This is a genomic window from Streptomyces sp. NPDC048434 (assembly GCF_043200375.1).
Classification (GTDB): Bacteria; Actinomycetota; Actinomycetes; order Streptomycetales; family Streptomycetaceae; genus Streptomyces.
This window is the reverse complement of record NZ_JBICXQ010000003.1, coordinates 254,227-277,935: the sequence shown is the minus strand read 5'-3', so window position 1 is coordinate 277,935 and position 23,709 is coordinate 254,227. Positions and strand designations below refer to the sequence as shown.

The 23,709-nt window shown below is 69.4% G+C and carries 23 protein-coding genes; 9 read left to right on the top strand and 14 right to left on the bottom strand.

Going from position 1 to position 23,709, the window contains the following annotated elements; all coding sequences use genetic code 11:
* Positions 1-12: 12 nt before the first annotated feature.
* Complete coding sequence (locus ACGFWI_RS05365; protein ID WP_393904575.1) at positions 13-489, bottom strand: hypothetical protein; 477 nt, start codon at positions 487-489, stop codon at positions 13-15.
* A 91-nt stretch (positions 490-580) separates the two neighbouring features.
* Between ACGFWI_RS05365 and ACGFWI_RS05360 the strand changes: the two genes are divergently transcribed.
* The 7 genes from ACGFWI_RS05360 (at position 581) to ACGFWI_RS05330 (ending at position 8,449) form a co-directional block, all read left to right on the top strand.
* Positions 581-946, top strand: a complete 366-nt coding sequence (locus ACGFWI_RS05360) for a MerR family transcriptional regulator (protein WP_393904574.1) — start codon at positions 581-583, stop codon at positions 944-946.
* 285 nt (positions 947-1,231) lie between these two features.
* Positions 1,232-1,453: a hypothetical protein gene (locus ACGFWI_RS05355; RefSeq protein WP_393904573.1), complete on the top strand. Its 222-nt coding sequence runs from the start codon at positions 1,232-1,234 to the stop codon at positions 1,451-1,453.
* 104 nt (positions 1,454-1,557) lie between these two features.
* The gene (locus tag ACGFWI_RS05350) at positions 1,558-2,004 is read left to right on the top strand and encodes a GNAT family N-acetyltransferase (protein WP_393904572.1); all 447 of its coding nucleotides are present in this window, start codon (positions 1,558-1,560) and stop codon (positions 2,002-2,004) included.
* Positions 2,005-2,392: 388 nt separating this feature from the next.
* A complete protein-coding gene (locus ACGFWI_RS05345; protein ID WP_393904571.1) occupies positions 2,393-4,093 on the top strand; it encodes a sensor histidine kinase in 1,701 nt (566 codons plus the stop codon).
* Positions 4,086-4,784, top strand: a complete 699-nt coding sequence (locus tag ACGFWI_RS05340) for a response regulator (RefSeq protein ID WP_393904570.1) — start codon at positions 4,086-4,088, stop codon at positions 4,782-4,784. The genes ACGFWI_RS05345 and ACGFWI_RS05340 overlap by 8 nt, the downstream gene beginning before the upstream one ends.
* 181 nt (positions 4,785-4,965) lie before the next feature.
* Positions 4,966-5,748 (top strand): ABC transporter ATP-binding protein, encoded by a 783-nt coding sequence (locus ACGFWI_RS05335; RefSeq protein WP_393904569.1) that lies wholly within the window; start codon positions 4,966-4,968, stop codon positions 5,746-5,748.
* Between the two features lie 79 nt (positions 5,749-5,827).
* Positions 5,828-8,449 (top strand): ABC transporter permease, encoded by a 2,622-nt coding sequence (locus ACGFWI_RS05330; RefSeq protein WP_393904568.1) that lies wholly within the window; start codon positions 5,828-5,830, stop codon positions 8,447-8,449.
* 185 nt (positions 8,450-8,634) lie between these two features.
* Here the strand turns inward: ACGFWI_RS05330 and ACGFWI_RS05325 are convergent, their stop codons facing one another.
* The 10 genes from ACGFWI_RS05325 to ACGFWI_RS05280 form a co-directional block, all read right to left on the bottom strand.
* Complete coding sequence (locus ACGFWI_RS05325; protein ID WP_393904567.1) at positions 8,635-9,096, bottom strand: ATP-binding protein; 462 nt, start codon at positions 9,094-9,096, stop codon at positions 8,635-8,637.
* A gap of 203 nt (positions 9,097-9,299) precedes the next feature.
* Positions 9,300-10,802, bottom strand: coding sequence for an IPT/TIG domain-containing protein (locus tag ACGFWI_RS05320; protein WP_393904566.1), 1,503 nt, complete (start codon positions 10,800-10,802; stop codon positions 9,300-9,302).
* A 155-nt stretch (positions 10,803-10,957) separates the two neighbouring features.
* Positions 10,958-11,749, bottom strand: coding sequence for an IPT/TIG domain-containing protein (locus ACGFWI_RS05315; protein WP_393904565.1), 792 nt, complete (start codon positions 11,747-11,749; stop codon positions 10,958-10,960).
* Positions 11,750-12,707: 958 nt separating this feature from the next.
* Entirely contained in the window at positions 12,708-14,339 is a 1,632-nt protein-coding gene (locus ACGFWI_RS05310) for an IPT/TIG domain-containing protein (protein WP_393904564.1), read from the bottom strand.
* 284 nt (positions 14,340-14,623) lie between these two features.
* Complete coding sequence (locus tag ACGFWI_RS05305) at positions 14,624-15,274, bottom strand: hypothetical protein (RefSeq protein WP_393904563.1); 651 nt, start codon at positions 15,272-15,274, stop codon at positions 14,624-14,626.
* Between the two features lie 418 nt (positions 15,275-15,692).
* Positions 15,693-16,553 carry a DUF427 domain-containing protein gene (locus ACGFWI_RS05300; protein ID WP_393904562.1) on the bottom strand — a complete coding sequence of 287 codons (861 nt, stop codon included), beginning with the start codon at positions 16,551-16,553 and terminating at the stop codon, positions 15,693-15,695.
* Between the two features lie 70 nt (positions 16,554-16,623).
* Positions 16,624-16,749: a hypothetical protein gene (locus tag ACGFWI_RS05295; RefSeq protein WP_393904561.1), complete on the bottom strand. Its 126-nt coding sequence runs from the start codon at positions 16,747-16,749 to the stop codon at positions 16,624-16,626.
* 178 nt (positions 16,750-16,927) lie between these two features.
* Positions 16,928-17,797 (bottom strand): alpha/beta fold hydrolase, encoded by an 870-nt coding sequence (locus tag ACGFWI_RS05290; protein ID WP_393904560.1) that lies wholly within the window; start codon positions 17,795-17,797, stop codon positions 16,928-16,930.
* Between the two features lie 632 nt (positions 17,798-18,429).
* Positions 18,430-19,083: a TMEM175 family protein gene (locus tag ACGFWI_RS05285; RefSeq protein WP_393904559.1), complete on the bottom strand. Its 654-nt coding sequence runs from the start codon at positions 19,081-19,083 to the stop codon at positions 18,430-18,432.
* A 126-nt stretch (positions 19,084-19,209) separates the two neighbouring features.
* Positions 19,210-19,377 carry a hypothetical protein gene (locus ACGFWI_RS05280; RefSeq protein WP_393904558.1) on the bottom strand — a complete coding sequence of 56 codons (168 nt, stop codon included), beginning with the start codon at positions 19,375-19,377 and terminating at the stop codon, positions 19,210-19,212.
* Positions 19,378-19,640: 263 nt separating this feature from the next.
* On the opposite strand from ACGFWI_RS05280, the gene ACGFWI_RS05275 reads away from it, so the two are divergent.
* Positions 19,641-20,741 (top strand): M20 family metallopeptidase, encoded by a 1,101-nt coding sequence (locus ACGFWI_RS05275; RefSeq protein ID WP_393904557.1) that lies wholly within the window; start codon positions 19,641-19,643, stop codon positions 20,739-20,741.
* A 40-nt stretch (positions 20,742-20,781) separates the two neighbouring features.
* Here the strand turns inward: ACGFWI_RS05275 and ACGFWI_RS05270 are convergent, their stop codons facing one another.
* Both ACGFWI_RS05270 and ACGFWI_RS05265 read right to left on the bottom strand, forming a co-directional pair.
* Positions 20,782-21,084, bottom strand: coding sequence for a hypothetical protein (locus tag ACGFWI_RS05270; RefSeq protein WP_393904556.1), 303 nt, complete (start codon positions 21,082-21,084; stop codon positions 20,782-20,784).
* A gap of 146 nt (positions 21,085-21,230) precedes the next feature.
* Positions 21,231-21,836, bottom strand: a complete 606-nt coding sequence (locus tag ACGFWI_RS05265; RefSeq protein WP_393904555.1) for a TetR/AcrR family transcriptional regulator — start codon at positions 21,834-21,836, stop codon at positions 21,231-21,233.
* A gap of 396 nt (positions 21,837-22,232) precedes the next feature.
* On the opposite strand from ACGFWI_RS05265, the gene ACGFWI_RS05260 reads away from it, so the two are divergent.
* The gene (locus ACGFWI_RS05260; RefSeq protein WP_393904554.1) at positions 22,233-23,027 is read left to right on the top strand and encodes an SDR family NAD(P)-dependent oxidoreductase; all 795 of its coding nucleotides are present in this window, start codon (positions 22,233-22,235) and stop codon (positions 23,025-23,027) included.
* Between the two features lie 33 nt (positions 23,028-23,060).
* Here ACGFWI_RS05260 and ACGFWI_RS05255 read toward each other — a convergent pair whose 3' ends face one another.
* Positions 23,061-23,663 carry a TetR/AcrR family transcriptional regulator gene (locus ACGFWI_RS05255; RefSeq protein ID WP_393904553.1) on the bottom strand — a complete coding sequence of 201 codons (603 nt, stop codon included), beginning with the start codon at positions 23,661-23,663 and terminating at the stop codon, positions 23,061-23,063.
* Positions 23,664-23,709: the final 46 nt, after the last annotated feature.

Here is a 23,709-nt window from a genome sequence, read left to right as displayed (position 1 = left end):
CCGATCCGGGCGTCACTGACCCTGGACGCTGAGCGGGCGTCCGTCGGCTCGTCCCGCGGGGGCGTCCATGAGGTTGGCGCGAGCCCGCCACCACGGCAGAAGCTGAACGACACCGAACGACACCTCCAGGGCGAAGAAAAGCCACAGCAGCCGCGTGGCACCTTGGGCCAGTGCGTACGCCTGCCACATGGCGAACAGCGTGCGCCCGACACCGTCGAAGAGTCCGTGTACCGGCAGCGGCTTGACGATCCGTAGGAGTGCCCAGACCAGCACAACCGAACCCATCAGATTCGCGTACAAGGTCTGTATCGGGTCGAGGGGAGGAAAGCCACCCAGCCCGAGCGTGCCACCCAGTGACGACAGCGCGCCGTGCACCAGCGCATAGGTCCATGGCGTCGCAAATCCAGCGGTGACGACGAGGTCGTACCAGGCACCGGCGCGTATGACGCGAAGATAGGCGGGGCGGGAAGGGGCGATAAGACGGATCACGACGAGGCTCCTGCGGGTCTCTTGGCAGCGACGCCTCACGGTAAACAGTGGAGTACGCTCCAAGGTCAAGTCCACGGTCCGGCGGAGGGTCATGCGTATCGGCGAGCTGGCCGCGCAAGCGGCGATGTCCAGGGACACCATTCGCTTCTACGAGAAGATCGGCCTCGTCACAGGTCGACGGCTGACCAATGGTTATCGAGATTTCCCGCCGGAGACGGTGACCTGGCTGCATTACGTCCGCACCGCGCAAACACTCGGCTTCTCACTGGCCGAGATCGCACGGCACGGCGAGGAACTACGCGACGCCCCGGACTCCGCTGAGGCGTTGTCCGCGCTGTTCGAGGACAAAATCCGGGTCATTGACGCGCGTATGGCCGAGCTTGCCGACCTGCGGGCCGACCTCGACGCGCGCGTCGGCACCGGATGCCCGCTGCGGGCGGCCGGCCAGGCCGGCTGAAGTGGCCCGGCTCGTAGGCATCATGAGGGTCGTGGACGAGACGGAACCCCAGGACAACGACCACTGACCAAAGAGACAGAACCGGTGTATTGCCCCGGAGCGTGGTTGACGGCGCGCTCGGTTTGGTCAATGGCGAAGGCCTCAGTGGGGGTTTGTACGCTTCGCCGCACGAGGCATCGAGGGTCCACCATCATGCCCGGGTGACCCTCTCATGACATAAGTCATCGTCAGAAGGTGACTCACGGCCCTGCATGGTCGGCTGCCGATCCTCGTAGACTCCATATCATGGTGAAATCACTCAAAGCCGGACGAGATGACTCCTGGGAAGGCGTCGTCATCGATAAGTCCCGAGGCATGCTCGACGGCTCGAACATGTACCACTTCGTCGAAGTTCGCCTTGCCGACGGCGAATCCGTGAAGGTCCGGATCGGCCGCCAGCTCTGGAAGTCGATCACGGTCGGCGACCGGATCGTCAAGCAGCCGGGCGCCGACCCCGCCAAGGGGTAGCCCTCCGATCGAGCCGGCCACCGCCTGCGGCGCAGCCGCAACGGCGGCCGGCCGACCGGCTTCGACCTAGAGCGGGAGGAGCTTGGCGCGCTAGCCTGCCGATCATGGCGGACTGGAAGATTCGGCCGGCTCTGGTGGCGGACATCGAGGCCGTGGCCGAGTTGCGGGCCGTGGTGCTGCGGGCGGATCTGGAGCGGCTCGGGCGGTACGAGGAGCAGCGGGTGCGCCAGCGGCTGCGGGACGGGTTCGCGCCGGCGCACACCTGGGTGATCGAGGTGGGCGGTGCGTTCGCCGGCTGCGTGTCGCTGCGGCCGGCCGAGGACGCCCACTGGCTGGAGCACTTTTACCTGGCCCCGCACCTGCAGGGCAGCGGCATCGGTGCGGCCGTGCTGCGCGGGCTGCTGGAGCAGTGCGACCGCGAGGGCACCCTGCTCCGGCTGAACGTGCTGCAGGGCAGTCCGGCCAGGCGGCTGTATGAGCGGCACGGATTCACACTCGAGACCGAGGATCCGGTGGACGTGTTCATGGTGCGTGAGCCGGCGTCTGTGTGAGGCGGTGCGGAAACTCATCTCACGGCCTTCCGTACTGCCTTAGACACTCCTTGGGCTCAGCCCGACCACGGGTAGTACTGCCCTGCGGCCGGATCCTCGTCCCGGAGAGTCGGAGGGTCCCGTACCTGGAGCGTACGACTCCCGGATCCGTGAAGATCCACGTGGCGTCCGGCGGGAGCACCGGCCTGCCGGCCCGGCCACGCTCCGGCGGTCCTCCGAAGGGTCCTGCTGCCGCGGCGGGCCGCTCTGGCCCGCAACTTGCCCGTACCCGTTCCTGCTTTTCGGGGGGTCTCTGTCTTTGGGTATCCGGGGCCTCTGTCTTTGGGTAGAGGCGGGTCGCCCTCAAGAAGCAGGGGAACGCCGTAGGTGTCCCCTGATAATCGTCGTTATGTCATCCAGCGCCCCGCCTGTGACCGAGAATCGCGCTACCCGAAGCCCGTTTGCGGGGCCTGGGGAGCGGGGGCGGCAGCTGTGGCGAGCGGCGGGCGAGGCGGTTCTGGCCGGGGCGCTGGTGCTGCTCATCTACCTGGGTGAGTTGGAGATCGACGCCAGGCTGGTGAACGGGGCGGCGGCTCTGGGAGCCATCGGTATCGCGCTGGTGCTGGTGCGGCGCCGGTTTCCGGTGGCCAGTGTGGTCGGGCTGGCCGCGCTGATGGGGGTGGTGCCCTCCGTGGCGCTGCTGACCGCGGTGGCCGCCTACACCGCGACCCGGCGGATGAGGACGCCACGGCGGCGCGTCGGGGTGCTGCTCGGGGCGGCCGCCTCGGCGATGCTGACCTGCGCGGCGTTCGCTCCCGCTCTGGAGGTGGGCAGCAGTCTGTTCGGCCTTGCGCTGGGTGCGGTGCTCGCCGTTACCACGATCGTGGTTCCTGGGTTGGTCGGCACCGCCGCGGGGCAGCAAGGCCGGCTGCTACGGGCGTTGCGGGAGCGCGCTGTCGCCGCCGAGGAGGTGCGGCGGCTGGCGGACAGCGAGTCTCGTATGCGTGAGCGGTCGCGTATCGCTGCGGAGATGCACGATCTGGTCGGGCACCGGCTGAGCCTGGTCTCTCTGCACGCGGGCGGGCTGGAGATGGCGCTGCGGAAGGAGGCACCCGAACTGCGGGACGAGGCCGCCGTGGTGCGCCGTGCCACCCGTGATGCGATGCAGGAACTGCGGGAGGCGCTGGGGGTCCTCGGGCCGTTGGGGCAGGACACCGGCACCGCCGCGCTGACCGACGCCACGGGCACCCGAGCGGACGTCGAGGCGCTGGTCGAGGAGTCGCGCGCCGGCGGCATTCCCGTCGAACTGCTCTGGGAGGGGCCGGATCTCGACGCTCGGCCGTCCCGGGTGCGGCGGGCGGTGCACCGAGTGGTGCGCGAGTCGCTCACCAACGTGCACCGGTACGCGGCCGGAGCACATGTGACCGTCACCGTCCGCCACACCGTCGAGCGGGTGGAGGTGCGGGTGTGCAACGGCGTTCCGCCCATCCGGTCCGCTGTCGTGACCGGGCTGGGCTCCGGGCGCGGGCTGACCGGGCTGCGGGAGCGGGTGGCACTGCTCGGTGGCGGCCTGGAGGCCGGGCGGACGCCCGGTGGCGGCTTCGCCGTTGCGGCCGAGATCCCCACCGCCCCCGGGTCCGGCGCAGAGACGGTGGACGCGGCGCCGGACGACAGTGGATCGGTCGCCCTCGACGAGCCCGGCAGTTGGCTCTCCGTCCTCCAGCGGCGCGTTGCCGGCGCCGTCACCGGGCTGCTCGGCCTGGTGGGGGTGAGCGCGATGATGCTGTTCGGCGTCTTGCTGGTGGACCATTCACGATATGACCTCGCGTACCGGAGCCCGGAACAGCCCCGGGTGGGGATGACGAGGGAGCAGGTGATGCGGGCCGTGGCACCGGACGACGACGCGTCCCGCGCGGCAGCCGCCGGGCACGAACCACCGCGGCCGGGTTCCGCCACGGACTGCCTGTATCCGTACGCCGGCGGGAAGCCCGAGGGCGGGCGGCTGGAGATCGTCCGCTACTGCTTCCGCTCCGACACGTTGATCGCGATCGACCGTTTTACCGTTCCGATGGTGACCGAACCGCACGGTGGGAGCAGGACGCATGACTGACCAAACCAACTCCGCGGGCTCCAGGGCGAGTTCCGCGATCCGGGTGCTGCTCGCCGACGACGAGGAGATGGTCCGGCACGGCGTCCGGCTGATCCTCCGGCACGCCGACGGCATCGAGGTGGTGGGCGAGGCGGCCAACGGCGTCGAGGCCGTCCGGCTCGGCGCCGAGCACCGGCCCGATGTGGTGCTCCTCGACGTCCGCATGCCCGTGGTCGACGGGCTCGCGGCCGTCGAATCGCTGGTCGCCCTCCAGCCCGCTCCGCAGGTGGTCATGCTCACCACTTTCGGCGACGAGGAGAACGTCATCCGGGCCCTGCGGGCGGGTGCCACCGGCTTCCTGCTCAAGGACGACGGGCCGCAGGAGCTGATCAGCGCGGTACGGGCCGCGGCCGCGGGGGACGCGGTGCTCTCGCCCGGCGTCACCGGGACCGTCGTCCGTCGGATGCTGAGCTGCGGTGGGGCCGGTGCCGGTGCCACCTCAGCCGACCGGAGGGTGGCGGGGCTGACGGGCCGGGAGCGGGAGGTGCTGGTCATGCTGGGTGAGGGGCTCTCGAACCTGGAGATCGGCAGTCGGCTCCACATCGGTGTGGGGACGGTCAAGACCCACGTCGGCTCGATCCTGGGGAAGACAGGGTGCGGCAGCCGGGTGCACGCGGCGCTGCTGGCGCACCAGGCCGGGCTCATGGGCTGAGCCCCGGGCCGGGGCCGTCCGGCTCTCTCTTCGGACAGAGGGGCCGTGGTCCGTGAGGGCGACGTGGCGGTGGCGGTTCTGCCCTTGGGCAGGTGGCGCATCCCCGACCTGAGTGCGACGGATTCGGGGGTGCGTCGCGGACACGATGGTCGGGAGTTTCGGACCCCTTCCAGGAGTACCCATGTCGCAGCCCGCAACCCTGACCACCGGCCTCCGGGCCCCTTCCGGAATCGCCGCCCGCGCGACGGAGCTGACCAAGGTCTACGGCGAGGGCGATACCCGCGTCGTCGCCCTCGACTCGGTCTCCGTGGAGTTCGGGCGCGGCCGGTTCACCGCGATCATGGGGCCGTCCGGCTCCGGTAAGTCGACGCTGATGCACTGCATGGCGGGGCTCGACACCCTCTCCGCGGGCTCGTCCTGCATCGCTGACACCGAACTCTCCCGCCTGGGCGACCGGCAGCTCACCAGGCTCCGCAGGGAGAAGATCGGCTTCGTCTTCCAGAGCTTCAACCTGCTGCCCACGCTGAACGCCGTCGAGAACATCACGCTCCCCATGGATATCGCCGGCCGCAGGCCCGACCAGGAGTGGCTGGAGCTGGTCGTGGGGACCCTCGGCCTCTCCGGGCGGCTGCGGCACCGCCCCTCGCAGCTCTCCGGCGGCCAGCAGCAACGCGTCGCCGTGGCACGTGCGCTGGCCGGGCGACCGGAGATCATCTTCGCGGACGAGCCGACCGGCAACCTCGACTCCCGTTCCGGCGCGGAGGTCCTGGGCTTTCTGCGGGATTCCGTACGCGAGCTGGGACAGACGGTCGTGATGGTCACCCACGACCCGGTGGCCGCCTCCTACGCGGACCGGGTGGTCTTCCTCGCCGACGGGCGGCTCACCGACGATCTGCCCGCCCCCACCCCCGAGGCCGTGCTCGACCGTGTGCGGCTCTTCGACACCAGGGGACGGACGAGCTGACGCGCCCGGGGCCGCCTCCAGCGCCCCGTATCCCGCATCCGCACACCGCCCCCTCGTACCTCCAGGACTGACTTCGACCATGCTGCGTACCGCTCTGCGCAACGTCCTTGCGCACAAAGCCCGCTTGATCATGACCGCTCTCGCGGTCCTGCTCGGTGTCGCCTTCGTCTCCGGCACCCTCGTCTTCGGCGACACCGTCGCCCGCTCCTTCCGCGACGCCTCCGCCGAAAGCCTCAAGGGAGTGGCCGTCTCCGTACGGGCGTCGGGGGCCGGCACCGTCGCCGAGGCGGGAGGCGGCTCGGGAGCCGCTGCCACCGATACGCCAGGCAGCGCGGACGGCAAACGGACCACCGCCCTCGACACCGCGCTGGCCCGGAAGATCGGCCGGTTGCCCGACGTCGCCTCGGTACGCCCCGCCGTCAACGGCGAGAGCACCCTGGCCGGCAAGGGCGGCCGCCCGGTCAACGCGGACAACACCTGGCAGAACCTCGCCGCCAACTACCTGCCGGACAGGGACGGCAAGGACCGCCACTTCCCGCTCAAGGAAGGCCGCGGCCCGGCTGCCGAGGGCGAGCTGGCGGTGGACGCCAAGACCGCCGAGAAGGCCGGCTACCGGATCGGGGACACGGTCCGCTTCGCCACCGACGGGCCCGCCCTGACCAAGAAGCTGGTCGGCATCGTCTCCACCGACGATCCGCGGATCACCGCCGGCGGCACCCTCACGCTCTTCGACACCCCGACCGCACAGAAGCTGTTCCTCCACCCCGGCCAGTTCGACGAAATCGCCGTCGCGGCCAAAGACGGTACCGACGAGCGCGCGCTGACCGAACGGGTGCGGGCACTGCTCCCGGAGAAGGGCGCCCAGGCCACCAGCGGCGCCGACCTGGCCGTCGAGCAGTCCGCCCAGATCACCAAGAACACCCAGTCCCTCACCAAGACACTGCTGGTCTTCGCCGGAATCGCCCTGTTCGTCGGCGCGTTCATCATCGCCAACACCTTCACCATGCTCATCGCCCAGCGCAGCCGCGACATCGCACTGATGCGGGCCGTGGGCGCCTCGCGCCGCCAGGTCGTCCGCTCCATCCTCATCGAGGCCGCCCTCGTCGGCCTCATTGCCTCCGCCGCCGGATTCGCGCTCGGCCTCGGCATCGCCACTGCCATGCGCCCGCTGCTCAACACGACTGGTGCCGGACTGCCCGACGGACCGCTGGTCATCACTCCCGCGTCCCCGCTGTCCGCGCTCGCGGTCGGCGTCGTCGTCACCGTCCTGGCCGCCTGGCTGCCGTCCCGCAAGGCCGCGAAGATCGCCCCCGTGGCGGCGCTGAGCAGCGTCGACCAGGCGCCGCCCGCCCGCGCCCTGAGGGGCCGCAATGTGCTCGGCACCCTGCTCACCGGGGCCGGGGTACTGGTGATGCTGTATGTCTCCACGCTCACGACGAGCAAGGAGTCGAACCTGATGATCGCGATGCTCGGCTCCCTACTGACCCTCGGCGGCGTGATCGTGCTGGCCCCGCTGCTCTCCCGGCCGCTGATCACCCTGGCCGGTAAGGTCACCGCCCGCCTCTTCGGCATCAGCGGCAAGCTCGCCCACGAGAACGCGCTGCGCAACCCGCGCCGCACCGCCGCCACGGCATCCGCCCTGATGATCGGGCTCGCCCTGATCACCGGTCTGACCGTCGGCGCGCACTCCGCCCAGCACGCCATGGCCAAGGAGGCCACCCAGGGCCTGACCGCCGACTACAAGGTCACCAACAGCACCTCACGCGGACTCGCCCCGGACGCGGCCGCGAAGGCCGCCCGGGTGCTCGGAGTCGCCGCTGCCACCCCCGTCACCTCGGCGGAGCTCGACACCCAGGGCCAATACGCCGTCATCACCGGCACGGACCCGGAGGCATTCGGCAAGACCGCGCAGCTCGACGTCCAGTCCGGTTCGCTGCACGACATCGGCCGCGGAAAGATCGCGGTCTCCGACGAGTTCGCCCGGAAGGCCGGCCTCGAAGTCGGCGACACCATCGACGCAGCGATGGGCACCGGCGTGGACACCGGCGTGGCTCGGAAGAGGAAGCTGGCGGTCGTCGCCGTCTACGCCAAGATCCGCGCCGCCGACGACGCGCTGGGCACCCTGACCGACGTGCTCCCCTACTCCGGCTCCAAGGAGCTCGAAAACGTGCTGGTCAAGGCCGAGCCCGGCAGGGCCGCCGGCCTTGAGCGGAAGATCCGCGCCGCGCTCGGCGACAGCCCGCTGCTGAGGGTCCGAAGCCAGGAGCAGCTCATCAAGGAGAACAACGGGTCCATCACCACGGTCCTCAACATGATGTACGGGCTGCTCGGCATGGCCGTCATCATCGCGGTGCTGGGCGTCGTCAACACCTTGGCCATGTCGGTCTTCGAGCGCACCCGGGAGATCGGGATGCTGCGGGCCGTCGGCCTCCACCGCTCCGGGGTCAAGCGGATGGTCCGGCTGGAGTCGGTGGTGATCTCGCTGTTCGGTGCGGTGCTTGGGATCGGCACAGGCATCTTCCTGGCCTGGGCCGGAGGCAGCCTGACCACGTCCTCGATGCAGGAGTACGAACTGGTCCTGCCCTGGGGGAGGCTGGGGATCTTCCTGGCTCTGGCGCCGACGATCGGGGTGCTGGCCGCGATCTGGCCGGCTCGCCGGGCGGCCCGCCTGAACATGCTGCGCGCGATTCAGCCGAGCTGAGCCAAGGGGCGGGGCCTTCGGTCCGCGCAGGGGTGAGGGACCCGAGCCGACGATCTCAGGTCCCTCATTCGCGCTCCGGCAGGGAGACGGTCATGCACGCGATACCGGCTCAACGACCTTACGGGCAAAGGAGTTACGCGAGCACGGTGTGCCGCCGCATGACTGCTGTCAGCCGGCGGTCGGCGTCAGAGGAGGCGGCCGGCCGCGTCGGCGAGGGCGATCGTCGCTCTGGTCCGCTTACCGACGGGCTCCCGCCGGACCTCGAAGCCCTCGCAGACGGCCACGATGATCTCCAGCCCGTGCTGGCCGACCCTGCCCGGGTCGGCCGACCGGGCCACCGGCAGCACCGGCTCGCTGTCCCAGACGGTCACCTCGATGAAGTCCCCGTTGAGCTGCAGGTCCAGGAGACACGGGCCAGGGGCGTACTTGCAGGTGTTCGTCACCAGCTCGCTCACCACCAGCTGGACCGTGTCCATGGCCCGACCGGAGACCGGAAGACCGTGCAGGGCCTGCAGCCGGGCCAGGAAATCACGGGCAAAGGCGCGAGCGTCCCCGATGCTTCCTGCGGAGCCGTCATAGGCGGTACATGCCGAAATTGGATCGTTGACCAGCGACTGCTGATCCTCGCCCCCCACTGTTTGATCCATACGACCCGCCTTGTTGCACCTGTGATGTCTGTGCTCCGCCTACCCCCCGAATCACGACGTACGCACTCGCCGGCAGGGAAGCCTGAGGCCGGACAGGACACGAACGGGCCAGGCGTCCTGTCCGGCCCGGGACTGCGTGCTCCCGGGCCCAACCTCGCCGCACGCCGGCCGAGTGACGAGCTGCGGCCTCCGCATCCCACGCCCTACGACGGGTCGTAGACATAAGGCAGGGCGTTGCTGTTCCCGGCCGGGGTGTGCACCATGACATTCACCGTGCCGGGCGCTCCGCCCGGGGAGGTCGCGACGACCTGGGTGTCGGAGATCGCCGAGAACGAGGCGGGGACACCGCCGAAGGACACCGCGTCGGTGTAGGTCAGGTTGCTGCCGCCCAGCACGATCGCGTCGCCCCCGACATCAGCGCCATCGGAGGGGTTGAGGCTGGTCAGGACAGGCGCCCCGAGATATGTGTAGTAGGGATTCCCGGTGGCTGCCGTGCTGGTTCCGCCCGGTGTGGTGACGGTGACGACGACCGTGCCGGACCCGGCCGGTGCGGTCACGGTCAGTTGGTTGTCGGAGACCACATTGATGGCGGTGGCCGGATTCCCCCCGAAGTTCACGGCGTTGGTGAGCGTCAGACTGGTGCCGAAGACGGTGACGGTGTTGCCTCCGGTGTCCGGGCCGAGGTGCGGGGACAGATCGCTGAGGGTGGGCGCGGCGAGATAGAAGTACGGCAGCGGGTTACTGGTGCCGCCGGCCGTGGTGACCGTGACGTTGACCGAGGACGGCGGGCCGGCGGGCGCGATGACGGTGATCTGGCCGGCGGTGTTGGTGAGGATGGTTGCCGAGTTGCTCCCGAATTTCACCGAGGTCGCACCGGAGAGGTTGGTGCCGTTGACCGTGACCACATTGCCGCCCGCCGTAGGACCCGACGTCGGACTGAGGCTGCTGATGACCGGGACGGGAACGGCGACGTAGGTGTACGTGAGGGCGTTGCTGGTGCCGCCCGCCGTAGTGACCGTGACATTGACCGTGCCAGTGCCTGCCGGGGCGCTGACGGTGATCTGGGTAGCGGTATTGGTGAGGATGGTCGCGGGGCCGACACCGAAGAGCACCGAAGTCGCACCGGCCAGGTTGGTGCCGTTGATGGTGACCACATTGCCGCCCGCCGTAGGCCCCGACGTCGGACTGAGGCTGCTGATAGCCGGAACGGGAACAACGGCATAGGCGTAGGCAAGAGCATTGCTCACGCCACCCGCCGTAGTGACCGTGACATTGACCGTACCCACACCCGCGGGCGCAATGACCGTGAGCTGAGTAGCCGTATTGGTCAGAATGACCCCCGAATTACTCCCGAACTTCACCAAGGTCGCACCGGACAGATTGGTGCCGTTGATGATGACCACATTGCCGCCCGAGGTGGGGCCCGACGTCGGGCTGAGTGTGGTGAGTACGGGGGCCGGGGCGTAGGTGAAGAACACGTTCTGGGTGCTGGTCCCCGTCGGTGCCGTGACCGTGACCTGGACCGTGCCCGTCCCTGCGGGCGTCTTGGCCGTGATCTGCGTATCGCTCACGATGAGAAAATTGGTGCCGTTGGGGCCGAACCTGACCATGGTGGCGCCGGTGAAGCCGGAGCCGGTGATGATGACGTTGGTACCCCCCGCTGGAGCACCTTGGGTGGGGCTGACACTGGTCACTACGGGGGCCATGATCCTCTTCTCCTTCTCGTACCGCCTGGGCAGTCGCGCCCCGGCCGGCGGTTGTCGGCCAGGGCGCGGGGCGTCGCCGCCCGCCCGCGCCACGCGCTGCGGACGGGCGGCGACTCGGGGGTGGTCGTACCGTTGGCCCCCGGTCGTCCCAAGGATCAGGTGACGGTGAAGGCCTGGGCGTTGGAGTTGCCGCCGCAGGTGTGGACCGTGATGGTCCCGGCGCCGGTGGCGAGTCCGCCGGGCACGGTGGCGACGAGCTGGGTGTCGCTCACGGGGGTGAAGACCGCGGTGGCGGTGGCGGCGGCGCTGTCGGTGAAGGTGACGGTGTCGACGCCGACGAACCCGGTTCCGTTGACGGTGATCTGGTCCCCCGCCGTACCCGAGGTCGGAAGCACCGAGGTGACGGCCGGCGCGAGGTAGTAGTCGATCAGGGTGGCGCCCGCGGCGCTGGTCCCGCCGGCGGTGGTGATGTTCACCGACTGGGTCGACACCGTACCGACCTGACCCGGGTTGGTCGGCGCGGTGAAGGTGACCTGGCTCGATTGGGTGGGGGTGACCGCCACGTTGCCGACGGAACCCACTCCGACCTGCGTTCCGGAGAGGAAGTTGGTGCCGAACAGCGTCACCGCGCCACCGGTGGCGGCCGATACACAGGTGACGCTCAGCCCTGTGGTGGTCGGCGAGGCGATGACGAAGAACGGCAGCGCGTTGCTGGTGGCGCCGGCGCTGCTGGTGACGCTGACGGAGACCTGGCCGGAGCACGGCGCCGTGCTGGGCACCACGAAGGTGACCAGGGTGGCGGTGACGCTTGTCGGGGTGACCGCCGCCGAACCGAAGTTCACCCTCGTCGTGGTGCCCAGAGCGCTTCCATTGATTTGGACGGTGTCGCCTGGCTTGCCCTGATTGGTGGTGGTTGTTGTGTCCACCAATGACGTGATGGTTGCCATGATCTTTCTCCTTCGAACGTGCCGCTCTGCCGGGGTGCGCAGGAGCAGGCGGTGAGCTGACGCGGCCCGCAACCGCATGGGATGTCCCCGTGGGGCGGGAAGGGGATGGTGGAGACCGTTGCCTCAGGGCGCCTGGGCGGGCCGTCCTATGTGAAGCGACGCGGCGCCACATCACGGACGCCGTCAATCTCGCTTGCATTGATTAAAGCCAAGGGGTGAAGGAGGCGATAGGTGGAATTGGCGCATCGAGGGGTCTATATGTAAATCGGTTAAGAGCTCGCCATTCGACTCCGTCCGCCGTTGCGCGCCCCGGCGGATGCGGTTCGATCCAGCGCCAACGAGCCTGAAAAAACGGGCAGATGACTTCAGTCGTCCACCGGCCGGCGGTATCCGCGCTCGTCAGAAGGCGTCTCTGATTCCGGTCCGTCGCACGTTTCCCGGCGGGGGTGGGGGGCGAAGTTCGGCGCCGGTCGCGACGGCCAAGTGCTGGTTGTGCGCCGCGCGCTGAGGCATGAGAAAGAGCGCCGGCCGACGGCCCGGCAATTCACGGCGTCTGCGCGCACGAGGACGCCGCGAGCGGCCTTGGGCGGCGATTCCGGGTGAGGCGGCGGGTCATGAGGCGATCGCGGCTCAGGTGTTGAGCATTTCGCGCACCGCCCGGCGTCATGATGGTCCTCGTCTCGCACGGGAGTCGACTCGCACGGGAGTCGAGGTGACTGCCACGCAGGTCAGGGCAAAGGCCCGAGCGAGCGGATCCGCGTCTTGGTCCGCTTCCAGAATTTGGTCGAACGCGCCGGCCGGATGCGCGATGCCGAGCCGAGCCGAGCCGGCTATGGCGGCGCTGACGCAACGGCGGTGAGAGTCGCGTACCGGAAGAAGGGCCCGAAGGACACCGTCGGTTGCTGTATCCGACGACCGGCGGCCGGACCCGGCGGGGCCCGGCGGCGGGGCCCGGCGGTCAGATGTAGGCGAAAGCCCCGGGCGCGGTGGCGGTGCCGCCTGTCGTCGTCACCATGACATTCGCCGGACCCGGGGCGCCCGCGGGAGGAGTGACGGCGGCGATCCGGGTGTTGGAGATGATCCCGAAGGCGGCCGCGACCCCGCCGATCGTCACCGACTGGGTGAACGCGAGCTCGGCGCCCTCGATCAGAACGGGACTGCCGCCCGCTGTCGAGCCGGTGGAGGGGGTCACCGAGGTGATGTGGGGCGGCCCCACGTAGGTGTAGGTGGCCCGCCCATACGAGTTGCTCCGCGTGAGCAGGGTAATCGGCACGGGGCCAGCCGTCTGCGCGGGCGGCACCGCCACGATGACCTGGTCGTCCAGGACGGACGACGGGGTGACGGCCACGTCGCCGAAGTGCACCGAGATGGTGGTGATCAGGCCCCGGCCGGTCACGGTCAGCGTGCCGCCCCCGCCCAGCGGGCCCGACTTCGGGCTGATCAGGGTCAGCATCGAGTCCGGGAGGTAGTAGAACCGGCCGACGGTCCGGGTGGTTTGCTGCCCGAGGGTGACGCCGACCTTGACATCGCTGACGAGGAGCGGCGAAACGGCCCGGATCTCACGGTCGTTGACGATCGTGAACGAGGCGGCCGGATAGCATCCGAAGCGGACGGCGGTGGTGTTGCTCAGGCCCTCCCCGATGATGGTCACCGGCGTTCCGCCCGACATGGGCCCCACGTTGGGGTACCCACCTTCCGGCGCGCGCAGCACACTTACCGTCTCATTGCCGTTGTTGACCACGTAGACCTCGAGGTCGTCCGGCGCGATCACCAGCCAGGACGGCGCGTGGAAGCCCGGCACCGTATCGATGATCGTGTTGCTGACGAGGTCGATGACGGCGACGCTGTCATTTCCGTCGCAGGTGACGTACGCCAGCAGCCCGTCGTGGCTGACCGCCACGCCGAAGGGGATGGGCAGCCCGGTGAAGGTGGACACCACGGAATGCGTGACCGTGTCGATGACGCCCAGCCGGTTGCCGCCGTACTCCGACACATAAGCACGCTGTCCGTCGGAAGAAACCGCCACTCCCCGGGGGAAGAGGAACCCGGTGATGGTCTCGATGACGGTGTCGGTGGCGGTGTCGATGACCTCGACCGCGTTCGCGCCTTCTTCGGTGACGTAGACCTGCGCCCCGTCGGGAGTGACCGCCACACCGCGTGGCCCGCTGCGCACCGGTACCGAGGCGATGAGGGTGTCGGTGGCCGTGCTGATCACATCCACCCGGTTCCCGCCCAGGCTGGCCACGTAGAGCCGCGAGCCGTCGGGTGTCACCGTGAGGCCGAGGGGCTTGTCCAGCCCCGGGATGGTGGCGGTGACGGTGTTGGTGACGGTGTCGATGACCGCCACACTGTCGGTCCCGAAGCAGGCCGCGTAGGCGCGCAGCCCGTCCGGGGTGACCTCGATCTCCCACGGTCCGCTGGTCACACCGATCGTGGTGACGACGTTCCGGGTGGAGGTGTCGATGACACTGATGCTGCTGGCCCCGAAGTTGGTCACATAGACGTGCCGGCCGTCCGGGGTGATCGCCGCCCAGATGGGGGCGTGCCCCACCGGGATCTCGTTCACCACCCGCGGCTCATCGGTGTCCACGACGTCCACCCGACCCGGGATGTCGCCAGTTTGGACGGGTGACGGAAGTGCCCCCGCTGAAGCGCCTTGGGTGGGGCCGACGCTGGTCCCTGCCGGAGCCATGATGCTCTCCTTCTCCTGCCGTTGTTCGACCGCGCCCCACTGGTCCTCCTGCCGTTGAATCGACCGCGCCCCGCTGACGGGTCGTCGGTCAGGGCGCGGACGGGCCGCCGTTCGCTCCGCGGTGGGGGCGCGGGGGCGGGCGGCCCTGGTTCTCGTGGCGTCGGTGCCTGGGTATGCCGTCTTCAGCAGGCAGGGGAAACGGGAGGCAGGGCACCGCAATTGCTCGGGGTGTTGCCGACCACCAGACTGCCGATCAAGGCCACCCCACCGGCGTTGGTGAAGATGCCGCCGCCGTTGACGCCGGCGGTATTTGCGGTGACGCTGCTGCCGGTGAGCGTCAGTGCACCATCGGTGTAGATACCGCCGCCGTATGACGCCTTGCTGTCGCGGACGGTGCTGCCGGTGAGGGCCACCACGCCGCCGAGGTTGGCGATACCGCCTCCCACGCCGAGACCGGCGTCACCACCGCTGACAGTCACTGCGATCACGGACAACTGACCGGTGGCACCCGGGACTTGTGACGGACCGTCGACCTCGAAGATCCGGAAAGCCGGTGCCCCCGGCGCCCGGGTGATCTGCGTGCCAAGGCCACGCATGGAGATCGTGGTGGTGATGTTCGGCAACCCCGCCGGTTGCCCGGCTCCACCCGAACTGTGGGCGCTGGTGAGGGTGTACGTACACAGGGGAGCGAGAATCAAGTCGCCGCCCCCGGCGGCGTTGGCCGTGTTGACCGCATCGACCAACGCCGATTCACCGCACGACACCACAATCGGCGACGCTGCGCGGGCGTCGGAAGCAGAGACCAATGCCAGCGGAACGACCCCCGCCGCCACCAGCGTTCGCAGAACATGAAGAGCTCGCAAGACGCCTCCTAGGACGTGGTTGAGCCAGCTCCGCCGGCCAACGCCCCTCAGGGCGCCGGCTGGTGGAACCCTCCGTCAGGCGACGCCATGCCCATGGAAGCCGAGCCAATGCACCTAGCACCTATGAGCCGACCACCGCATCTCCCAACGGAGGGATGGGCGGCCCACCTGGTAAGTACAGCCAGTAACCCACCCGAGTGACCTGCGCACAAGGAATGCTGACGGATATTCACCCGTTCAGCCGGGCGCCCGTCACGGGGTCAGCGGCTCTTCGTCGTGCTCCTCACCCCGTGCGCAATGGCCGGTTGACGAAAAGCGACCGACGGCAGAACCACGCAGGGGCTTCCTCACGACCCCGCCCCTCCTCGATGGCTCCGGCCGTGCACGGTCAGCGGGTCCTGAGCTCGTCGACGTCCAGACCGCGGTCGACGCCGTGGGGCATGACCCTCTGCCCGGGCTCGGGTTCCAGGCGCTTGCCGTCGAGAGTGACCTCGACTTGGTCCGGCTCGAACGACACCATGTCGCCGATCCGGTCCACCTCCCGGTAGGCGTTGCCGTACGACCAGGCGGCACGGCGCGCGTCGCCGATGTCGAAGTAGTCGCACAGACCCTTGTAGGGGCAGAAGGTCTGGCCTTCGACGGGGCGCAGTTGCGTCTCGTCGATGTCGGCGCGCGGGACGTACCAGCGCGGGGCGAATCCCGACTCGAACAGCACGACGGGGTGCTCGGAGCGGGCCACCACGGTGTCGCCCAGGCGGACTTCCAGGGTGCGGGAGGTGTTGCGGATGTCGATGCGGTGGTAGGGGTCCGCGGCGTGTCCCAGGATGCGCTCGTCCTCCTCGTAGAAGGCGTCCATCGCGCGCCACGCGAAGGCGATGCGGCCCTGGAGTCCGGCGGCGTGCTCGGGGAGCGCGGTGAACTCCCAGGCGGCGCGTTCGGTGCTGCGGTCGCCGGCCCGCACCGTGTACCAGGCGGTGTCGCCGAGGTCCTTGTGCCGGGTGACCTTGCCGCTCGCGGCCAGCGCATGTTGCTCGATGTCCTCGCGGGGGAAGTAGGCGACGGGGTAGCGGCCCGGCTCGTGCAGCACGATCACGTCCTCGCTGTCCGCGATCCAGGTGTCGTTGAACTTCACGCGCATGCGTCGGCGCAGCCGCTCAGCGAACAGCAGGCGCTGCGGCAGGGGTTCGGGGGTGAGGAAGTGTCCGATGGCACCTGCGGAAAGGGGCCCTTGCTGCCAGGACAGTCCCATGACGTGTTCCTTCCGGGTGCGGGGTGGGCGGGAGGCTGCACCCCGGGGGTGTGGGGGTGTTGTTGTCGGCTCAGGGCTTGCGGGAGCAGCGGGAGTCCTGTGCCTCGGGGCGGCGGAAGCAGATCCGGACGACCTTGCCGTCGCCGGTGCCGGTCAGCACTCCCCAGTCGTCGGAGAGCTCCGGGACGATGTGCATGCCGCGCCCTGAATCCCCGCTCGCGGAGGGAGGCGGGAGACGGACGTTGGACCGGCACGCGCTGTCGTGGACTTCGAAGTGGAGACAGTAGGTGTGCCGGGGATCCGCCCGATCCGCCGGGGCCCCGACGAGACGGACCACGTAGTTTCGGCCGTCCCGGGTTCCGTGCCGGACGGCATCAGGCCAGGACGCGGCCGAGGAAGTCGCGGATGTGCTCGGTGATGGTGCCGAGGTGGCTCTCCAGGGCGAAGTGCCCGGACTCGAGCAGATGGATCTCGGCAGCCGGCAGGTCCTCGCTGAACGCCTCCGCGCCGGCGGGGCCGAAGATCTCGTCGCCTGCGCCCCAGACCGCCAACAGCGGGACCTGGGAGTCCCGGAAGTACTGGTGGACCTGCGGATAGAGGTCCACGTTGGTCGGGTAGTCGCGGAAGAGCTTGAGCTGGATCTCGTCGTTGCCGGGCCGGTCCAGCAGGGCCTGGTCGTGGACCCAGTTGTCGGGGCTGACAAGGCTGGGATCGGCGACTCCGTTGACGTACTGCCAGCGGGTGATCTCGGCGGTCAGCGCGCCACGCATGGGGGCTTCGGTGTCCGGGCCAGGGGACTGGGCGTAGGCGAACGCGCCGTCCCAGAAGGGCTTGACGAAGCCCTCTTCGTAGGCGTTGCCGTTCTGGGTGATGATCGCCGTGATGCGGTCCGGGGCCTGGAGCGCGAGCCGCCAGCCGATGGGCGCTCCGTAGTCGTGCACATACATCGCGAAGCGGTCGATGCCCAACTGCTGGAGCAGGCCGGAGGTGACCTCGGTGAGGGCATCGAAGGTGTAGGGGAAGTCCTGCAGGGTCGGCATCGCCGACTGGCCGAACCCGATGTGGTCGGGGGCGATCACGTGGTAGCGGTCGGCGAGCACCGGGATCAGGTGGCGGAACATGTGCGAGCTGGTCGGGAAGCCGTGGAGGAGCACGACGGCGGGCGCCTGGGGGTCGCCGGCCTCCCGGTAGAAGACGTCGAGGCCGTTGACGGTGGCGGTGCGGTGGTGGACTTCGGGGATCATGTCTCTAACCCTTCTTTCGAGCGTGAATGGTTATATGGCCAGTCGAGCACACTCAACCTAACCTGTCAAGATAGTTTTAGTAGTTAGCGCGAGGGGATTCGGGGCGGCGTCACCGTGCCGGGCAGCAGGCGGTCGGCCTGCCTCAAGCCTCCGTCCGCGAACGGTCCTGAGCCAGCGCAGCCGCCCGCCCCGAGTCCGATCGGGCGGCCGCCGCCGCAATGGCGGCCGATCGAGAGCAGCAGGACGCGCTGCTGAAGCTCCTCCACTCCACGCCGGTGATCAACGGCGTCATCGAGGACCGGCTGGCGAATCCGGAAGCGGCCGAGTCCTGGCAGCGGACACCTGGCGGCCACGGCAGCGCAGAGCAGCATCGGCGCCTGCTGCAGGCACGCGATGCCCTGCAGGACATGGTGCGCGGCACCCGGCCGGCCGCGTCGTCGGCGCCGCTCTCACGGACGTCACCTCCCGCCCGCACCTCTCCCCTGCGGGCGTGGCCTGGAAGCTTGACGCCCCCACGGAGCGCTCAGTCGGTTCGCAAGCGCTTACCGGCCCCGCAGCCAAGCCGTGCCTTTCGGGTCTTTCGGGTCTTTCGGGTCAGCGGGAGGCCAACGATGGACGGGGGCCGGGGGTCGTCACGTCTTACTGCCTCGGTCATGCCGGTTACTGCCTCGGCCATGCCGGCGCTTCACCTTGGCGATCTCGCCCGCGATGGGAAGCCAGTAGTAGGGGATGAAGGCGGCGATCACGACCAGGCCGAGTACGGGAAGCAGGGCGCCGAGCAGGATTCCGGTGGCGAGCCAGACGAGGGCGAGCCGGAAGCGCCGGCCGATGGCTGTCACGTCGGCCGCATCGATGGTGGTGGTGAGGAGTCGGCGATCGTGACTGGCGTACCACCAGATGACGTTGAACAGCACGGCCACGAGTTCGAACGCGACGCCGTGCAAGACGACGGCGGTGCGCTGCCCGTTCCCGTCGCGGAACGCCTGGGCCAGCACGGAGGCGGCGAACGGCAGGAACGCGATGTCCATCAGCAGCAGTGTGTTGAGGAACAGCACCACGCGGTCGGCGCTGCGGATGTGGTCGAACATGACGTGATGGTTGGCCCACACCTGCCCGATCAGCATGAAGGTGACGCCGTAGGCCAGGTAGGACGGCCAGAGCGTGGCGAGGCCGTGCAGGAGATGGCGGGTGTCGTGCGGCGGGCGGATCTCCAGGACGAGCAGCGTGATGGCGATGGCGAGGACGCCGTCGCTGAACGCGACCACCCGGGCAGGATCGCGTTCCACGCCGAACGGCGTTGACCCTCCCGGTGCATGAACAGGCTCTGTCATCGCCCCAGCCTCAGGCACCGCATGCCGCTACCCGCGCAACCGAGTGGCGTTTCATCCAACGAGGCAGGGAATGCAGAACGTTCAGTCAGCCGCCATCGTGGTGATCACTCCGGTGGGTTCCCGGCCGTCCTGGCCGGTGGCCGTCGGCTGCTGCGGCGCCCCGGTGGTCTTCGTACGGCGCGGCAGTGCGCCTGCGGCCAGCGCGCCGACCGCGGCGAGGGACGCGAGGACCAGCAGCGTGGTGCCCATGGCTGAGGTGAAGGCCTGCCTCGGCGGTCCGGTGTGGTCCGCCGGCGGACGGGTCCGCACCGGCCGCCGCAGACGGCGTAGACAGTGTCTACGCGGTCTGGCGGCGTCCCCGCGCCCGGGTTCGTGGTCGTGTCGGCCGTGACCCGCCCGTCAGAGCTTCTCCACGTCCGCCGGCCGGGCGTCCTTGTGACCGGCCAGGCAGCGGGAGCCGACCGAACCGGGGGTAGTCCCTTCCGGCGCGGCGTGCCGGTTACCTTTGCCACATGACGATGCACAAGCCCGTCCCTGTGAGTGTCGGCGCGATGGTGGAGGACCTCAGGACACTTGTCGAAATCGAGTCTCCCTCGCGCGACCTCGACGCCTTGACGGCATCGGCCAAGACTGTCGCCGCTGTCATCGAGAGCCGTCTTGGCGGGAAGGCCGTCCTCGTGGAAAGCGAGGCCGGGCCGCACGTCCACTGGTCAGCCGGCGGCGATCCCAAGGTGCTGATCCTCGGTCACCACGACACGGTGTTTCCGCTCGGCACTCTTGAACGCCGCCCGTTCATGGTCGAGGACGGGCAGGCTACCGGCCCCGGGGTCTTCGACATGCTTGGCGGTCTGGTACAGGCCGTTCATGGCCTGGCGACGCTCGATGACCGGTCAGGCGTCGAGATCCTGGTGACCGCCGACGAAGAGGTCGGCTCCCGCTCCTCGCGCGCGCTCATCGAAGAGCGCGCCCTTGCTTGCGGCGCTGTCCTTGTGCTGGAGGGCGCCGCTGACGGCGGAGCGCTGAAGACCGGCCGGAAAGGCTGCGGCACATTCCAAGTCTCCATCGCGGGCCGGGCGTCGCATGCGGGCCTTGAGCCCGCAGCCGGGGTCAACGCCCTGATCGAAGCAGCACACCAGGTACTGGAGATCGCAGCGCTCGGTCGACCCGAGATCGGCACGACCGTCACCCCGACCGTCGCGTCCGCCGGAACTCTGGACAACGTCGTTCCCGCAGAGGCGACGGTCATCGTCGACGTCCGGGTCGAGTCGGCCGACGAGAAGGAGCGCATCGAATCCGCCTTCGCCGCGCTGACTCCGCATCTCGATGAGGCGGAGATCGCGGTTCAGGGAGCTGTCGGCCGGCCCCCTATGCCGGAGTCGGCGTCGGCCGAGCTCTTTGTGGTGGCACAGCAGCTGCTTCCTGACCTCGAAGGCAAGGCAGTCGGCGGCGGAAGCGACGGCAACTTCACGGCCGCACTGGGGGTGCCCACACTCGACGGCCTTGGAGCGGTCGGAGGCGGTGCCCACGCCGACCACGAGTACCTGCTGATCGACGCCATGGCCGAGCGGGCGAACCTTGTTGCTGGACTGGTGAACGCGAGGCAACACGCATAGGAGAGTGAGCAGGTGTCGCGCATGCGCGGCCTGCGAGCAATCACGCGAGGTCGCGATTCGCGGGATTCGCGGGATTCGCGGGATTCGCGGGATTCGCGGGATTCGCGGGATTCGCGGGATTCGCGGGATTCGCGGGATTCGCGGGATTCGCGTGGGCCCTGCCCGCCGCGGTGCTCACGCCGCCCTGCGGGTCCCGCGTCAGCCGGGCGGTCCGCCGCAGACGGGACGCTGCCGACCACACGGCGGCCCCGGCACTCCACACGATCAGCAGCCACAGGACGACGATGGCCGGGTTCACCCAGACCGGGACGAGGTCGTACTGGGCGTTGCACTTGTTGTGCATCGGGAACCCCTGCGACGGCTCCCGCCAGTGCTCGCCCCGGTACTGGTGATCAAACGGCGGCCCTGTGCACCGCACGATCACACGCACGATGACGGAGATCGCCCGGCCGGTCGGATACCGCAGCGCGTCCTCGCGCCGAGACCTGCTCAGCCCCGGGCCGGAGGTCCCGGACGCGCACTGACAGCGGCCGTCTGTGACGGAGCGCCCGCGAGCAGGAGCAGCGCATCGACGAGGTCGTCGGTACTGGTGCCGGTGGCTAGGCGGCGCAGCTGCAGGCCGATGATGAGGGCGACGGTGGGACCGGCGAGGCGTTCGGCGTCGGGTGTGCCGATCGCGCCCAGGAGAGAGGCGGCCAAGCGGTCATAGGCCGCGAAGCACTCCTCCGCCGCAGCACGGAGCTGGGGGTCTCGGCCGGCCTGGAGGTACAGCTCGAAGGGTGCGATGTGCTCGCTGTCGAAGGCGGTGTCGGCGGCGACCTGGCCGATCAGGGTGGCGGCCTGCTCCGGGGAGGTCCGGCCCGCGCAATAGCGTGCGGCCAGGTCGGTGAAGCGGCGGGTCTCCTGGTCGACGAAGGAGCGCAAGCTCTCGCGCAGCAGGTCGTGTTGGGTCGCGAAGTGGTAGGTGATCGAGCCGAGAGAGACGCCGGCCTCCTTGGCGATGCGACGGTTGGTGACCGCTGCGATCCCGTCGTCGCCGATGATCCGGAGCGTGGCCGCAATGATGCGTGCGCGGGCCTGGGAGGTGTTCGGCATCTCGTCATCGTCCCATGGCCGGTCCGGGCGTCATCCACCTTGTATCGACGAGGAGCGGAGGCGGGCGCGGGAGGCACCGGCGGGTGGCGGGCGGCCAAGTGGGCCGGGGGCCGCCGGCGTTGTCGCCATGAGCGGCATTGTCGCCATGAGCGGCATTGTCGCCATGAGCGGCATTGTCGGCGGACACATGGGCTCAGGTGCACGCGTCCGGGAGGATCCGTATGAATCGGGGTACGCCGGCCGGCTTGACGGCGTGCCGACGTGTGGACGTGTGGACGCCGTGTCCGCGGCCACGGCTCCCCCGCCGCCGCGAAGGCGTGCAACTCCCCTCGGGGCATCGCGGATCCCGCCATCCTCCGTTACTGTTCGTTCGAACGAACAGTAACGGAGGACGACTTGCCGCACATCAAGGGATCGACCGTTCTGCTAACCGGCGCCAGCGGAGGCATCGGCAACGCGCTGGCCCGGACGCTCGCGGCCAGAGGTGCCCATCTGGTGGTTACCGGTCGACGCGCAGATGCGCTCAAGCAACTCGAAACGTCCTTGGGTGCCCGCGCCCTGGTCGCGGATCTGAGCGACCGTGAGGCGGTCGAGGATCTTGCCGAACGAGCCGGGCCCGTGGACATCTTGGTTGCCAACGCCGCCCTGCCCGCCAGCGGCAACCTGCTCGACTACACACCCGACCAGATCGACCGGTCGCTGGACGTGAACCTGCGTGCCCCGCTCTTGCTGTCCCGGCTCCTGGCCCCGCACATGGTGGCCGCCGGCCGCGGCCACCTGGTCATGATCGGCTCACTCTCGGGCCGGACGTCCTCCCCGGCCACCTCGCTCTACAGCGCCGCGAAGTTCGGCCTGCGCGGCTTCGCCCACGCCTTGCGCCAGGATCTGCACGGCACGGGCGTGGGCGTGTCCATCGTGCAACCGGGCTTCGTCCGTGAAGCGGGGATGTTCGCCGACACCGGCGCCACGCCACCGGCCGGCATACGTACCGTCAGCCCCGAACAGGTCGCGGCCGGCACCCTCAGCGCGATCGAACGCAACCGTGCCGAGGTCAATGTCGCACCACTCGAACTACGCCTGGGCAGCGCCATCGGGGGGCTCTTTCCCACCCTGGCAGCCGCTGCCCAGCGCAGAGGTTCACCGGCCTCCCTCGTACAGCAGATCGCCCAGGCCCAGCGCCACCAACGCTGACCGCCACGACCGGCCGGGGCCGGGCGACGGCCGTCACCTGCACGGTGTGACCGGCGCCCGCCACAGTCCGACGATGGCGTCGATCAAGCCCGTGGCGGCGTCGTGCCAGCTGGAGCGTGGGGTGGAGGTGTTCTCGGCAAGGGCGCGTTCACGCTCGGCGCAGGTGTGCACGATCAGCTGGCGGGCCATCGCACCCCGCTCGATATGGACGTCGGCCGGCAGCTCGGGCAGGCACCGGTTCAGGCCTTCCAGCGTCTGCCGTAGCGCCGGGGAAGTGAGCGACTCCTCGGCCATGATGTCCTGCAGCGCCGGGTCGGTCATCACCTGGGCACAGAACCGGGCGAACCAGGTGGGGCTGCCCACCGATGCCAGATGTTCGGTGGTGGGCCGCACCAGACAGGCCACCCAGTCTCCGATGTCCGCCGAGTCGCGGGTCCCGGCCAGCATCCGCACGCGCGTCTGCTCGATCTGCTCGGTGTGTTTCCGGGTGATCGCACGTACCAAGTCGGCTTTGGTGCCGAAGTGGTAGCCGACCGCGGCGTTGTTGCCCTGCTCCGCCGCTTCGCTGACCTGGCGGTTGGACACCGCGTAGACACCGCGCTCGGCGAACAGCCGCCCGTTGACGGGTCCGGGCACAGGTGACCGGCGGTGCGGTGCCGACGACAGCGTTCACGTAGGGTCG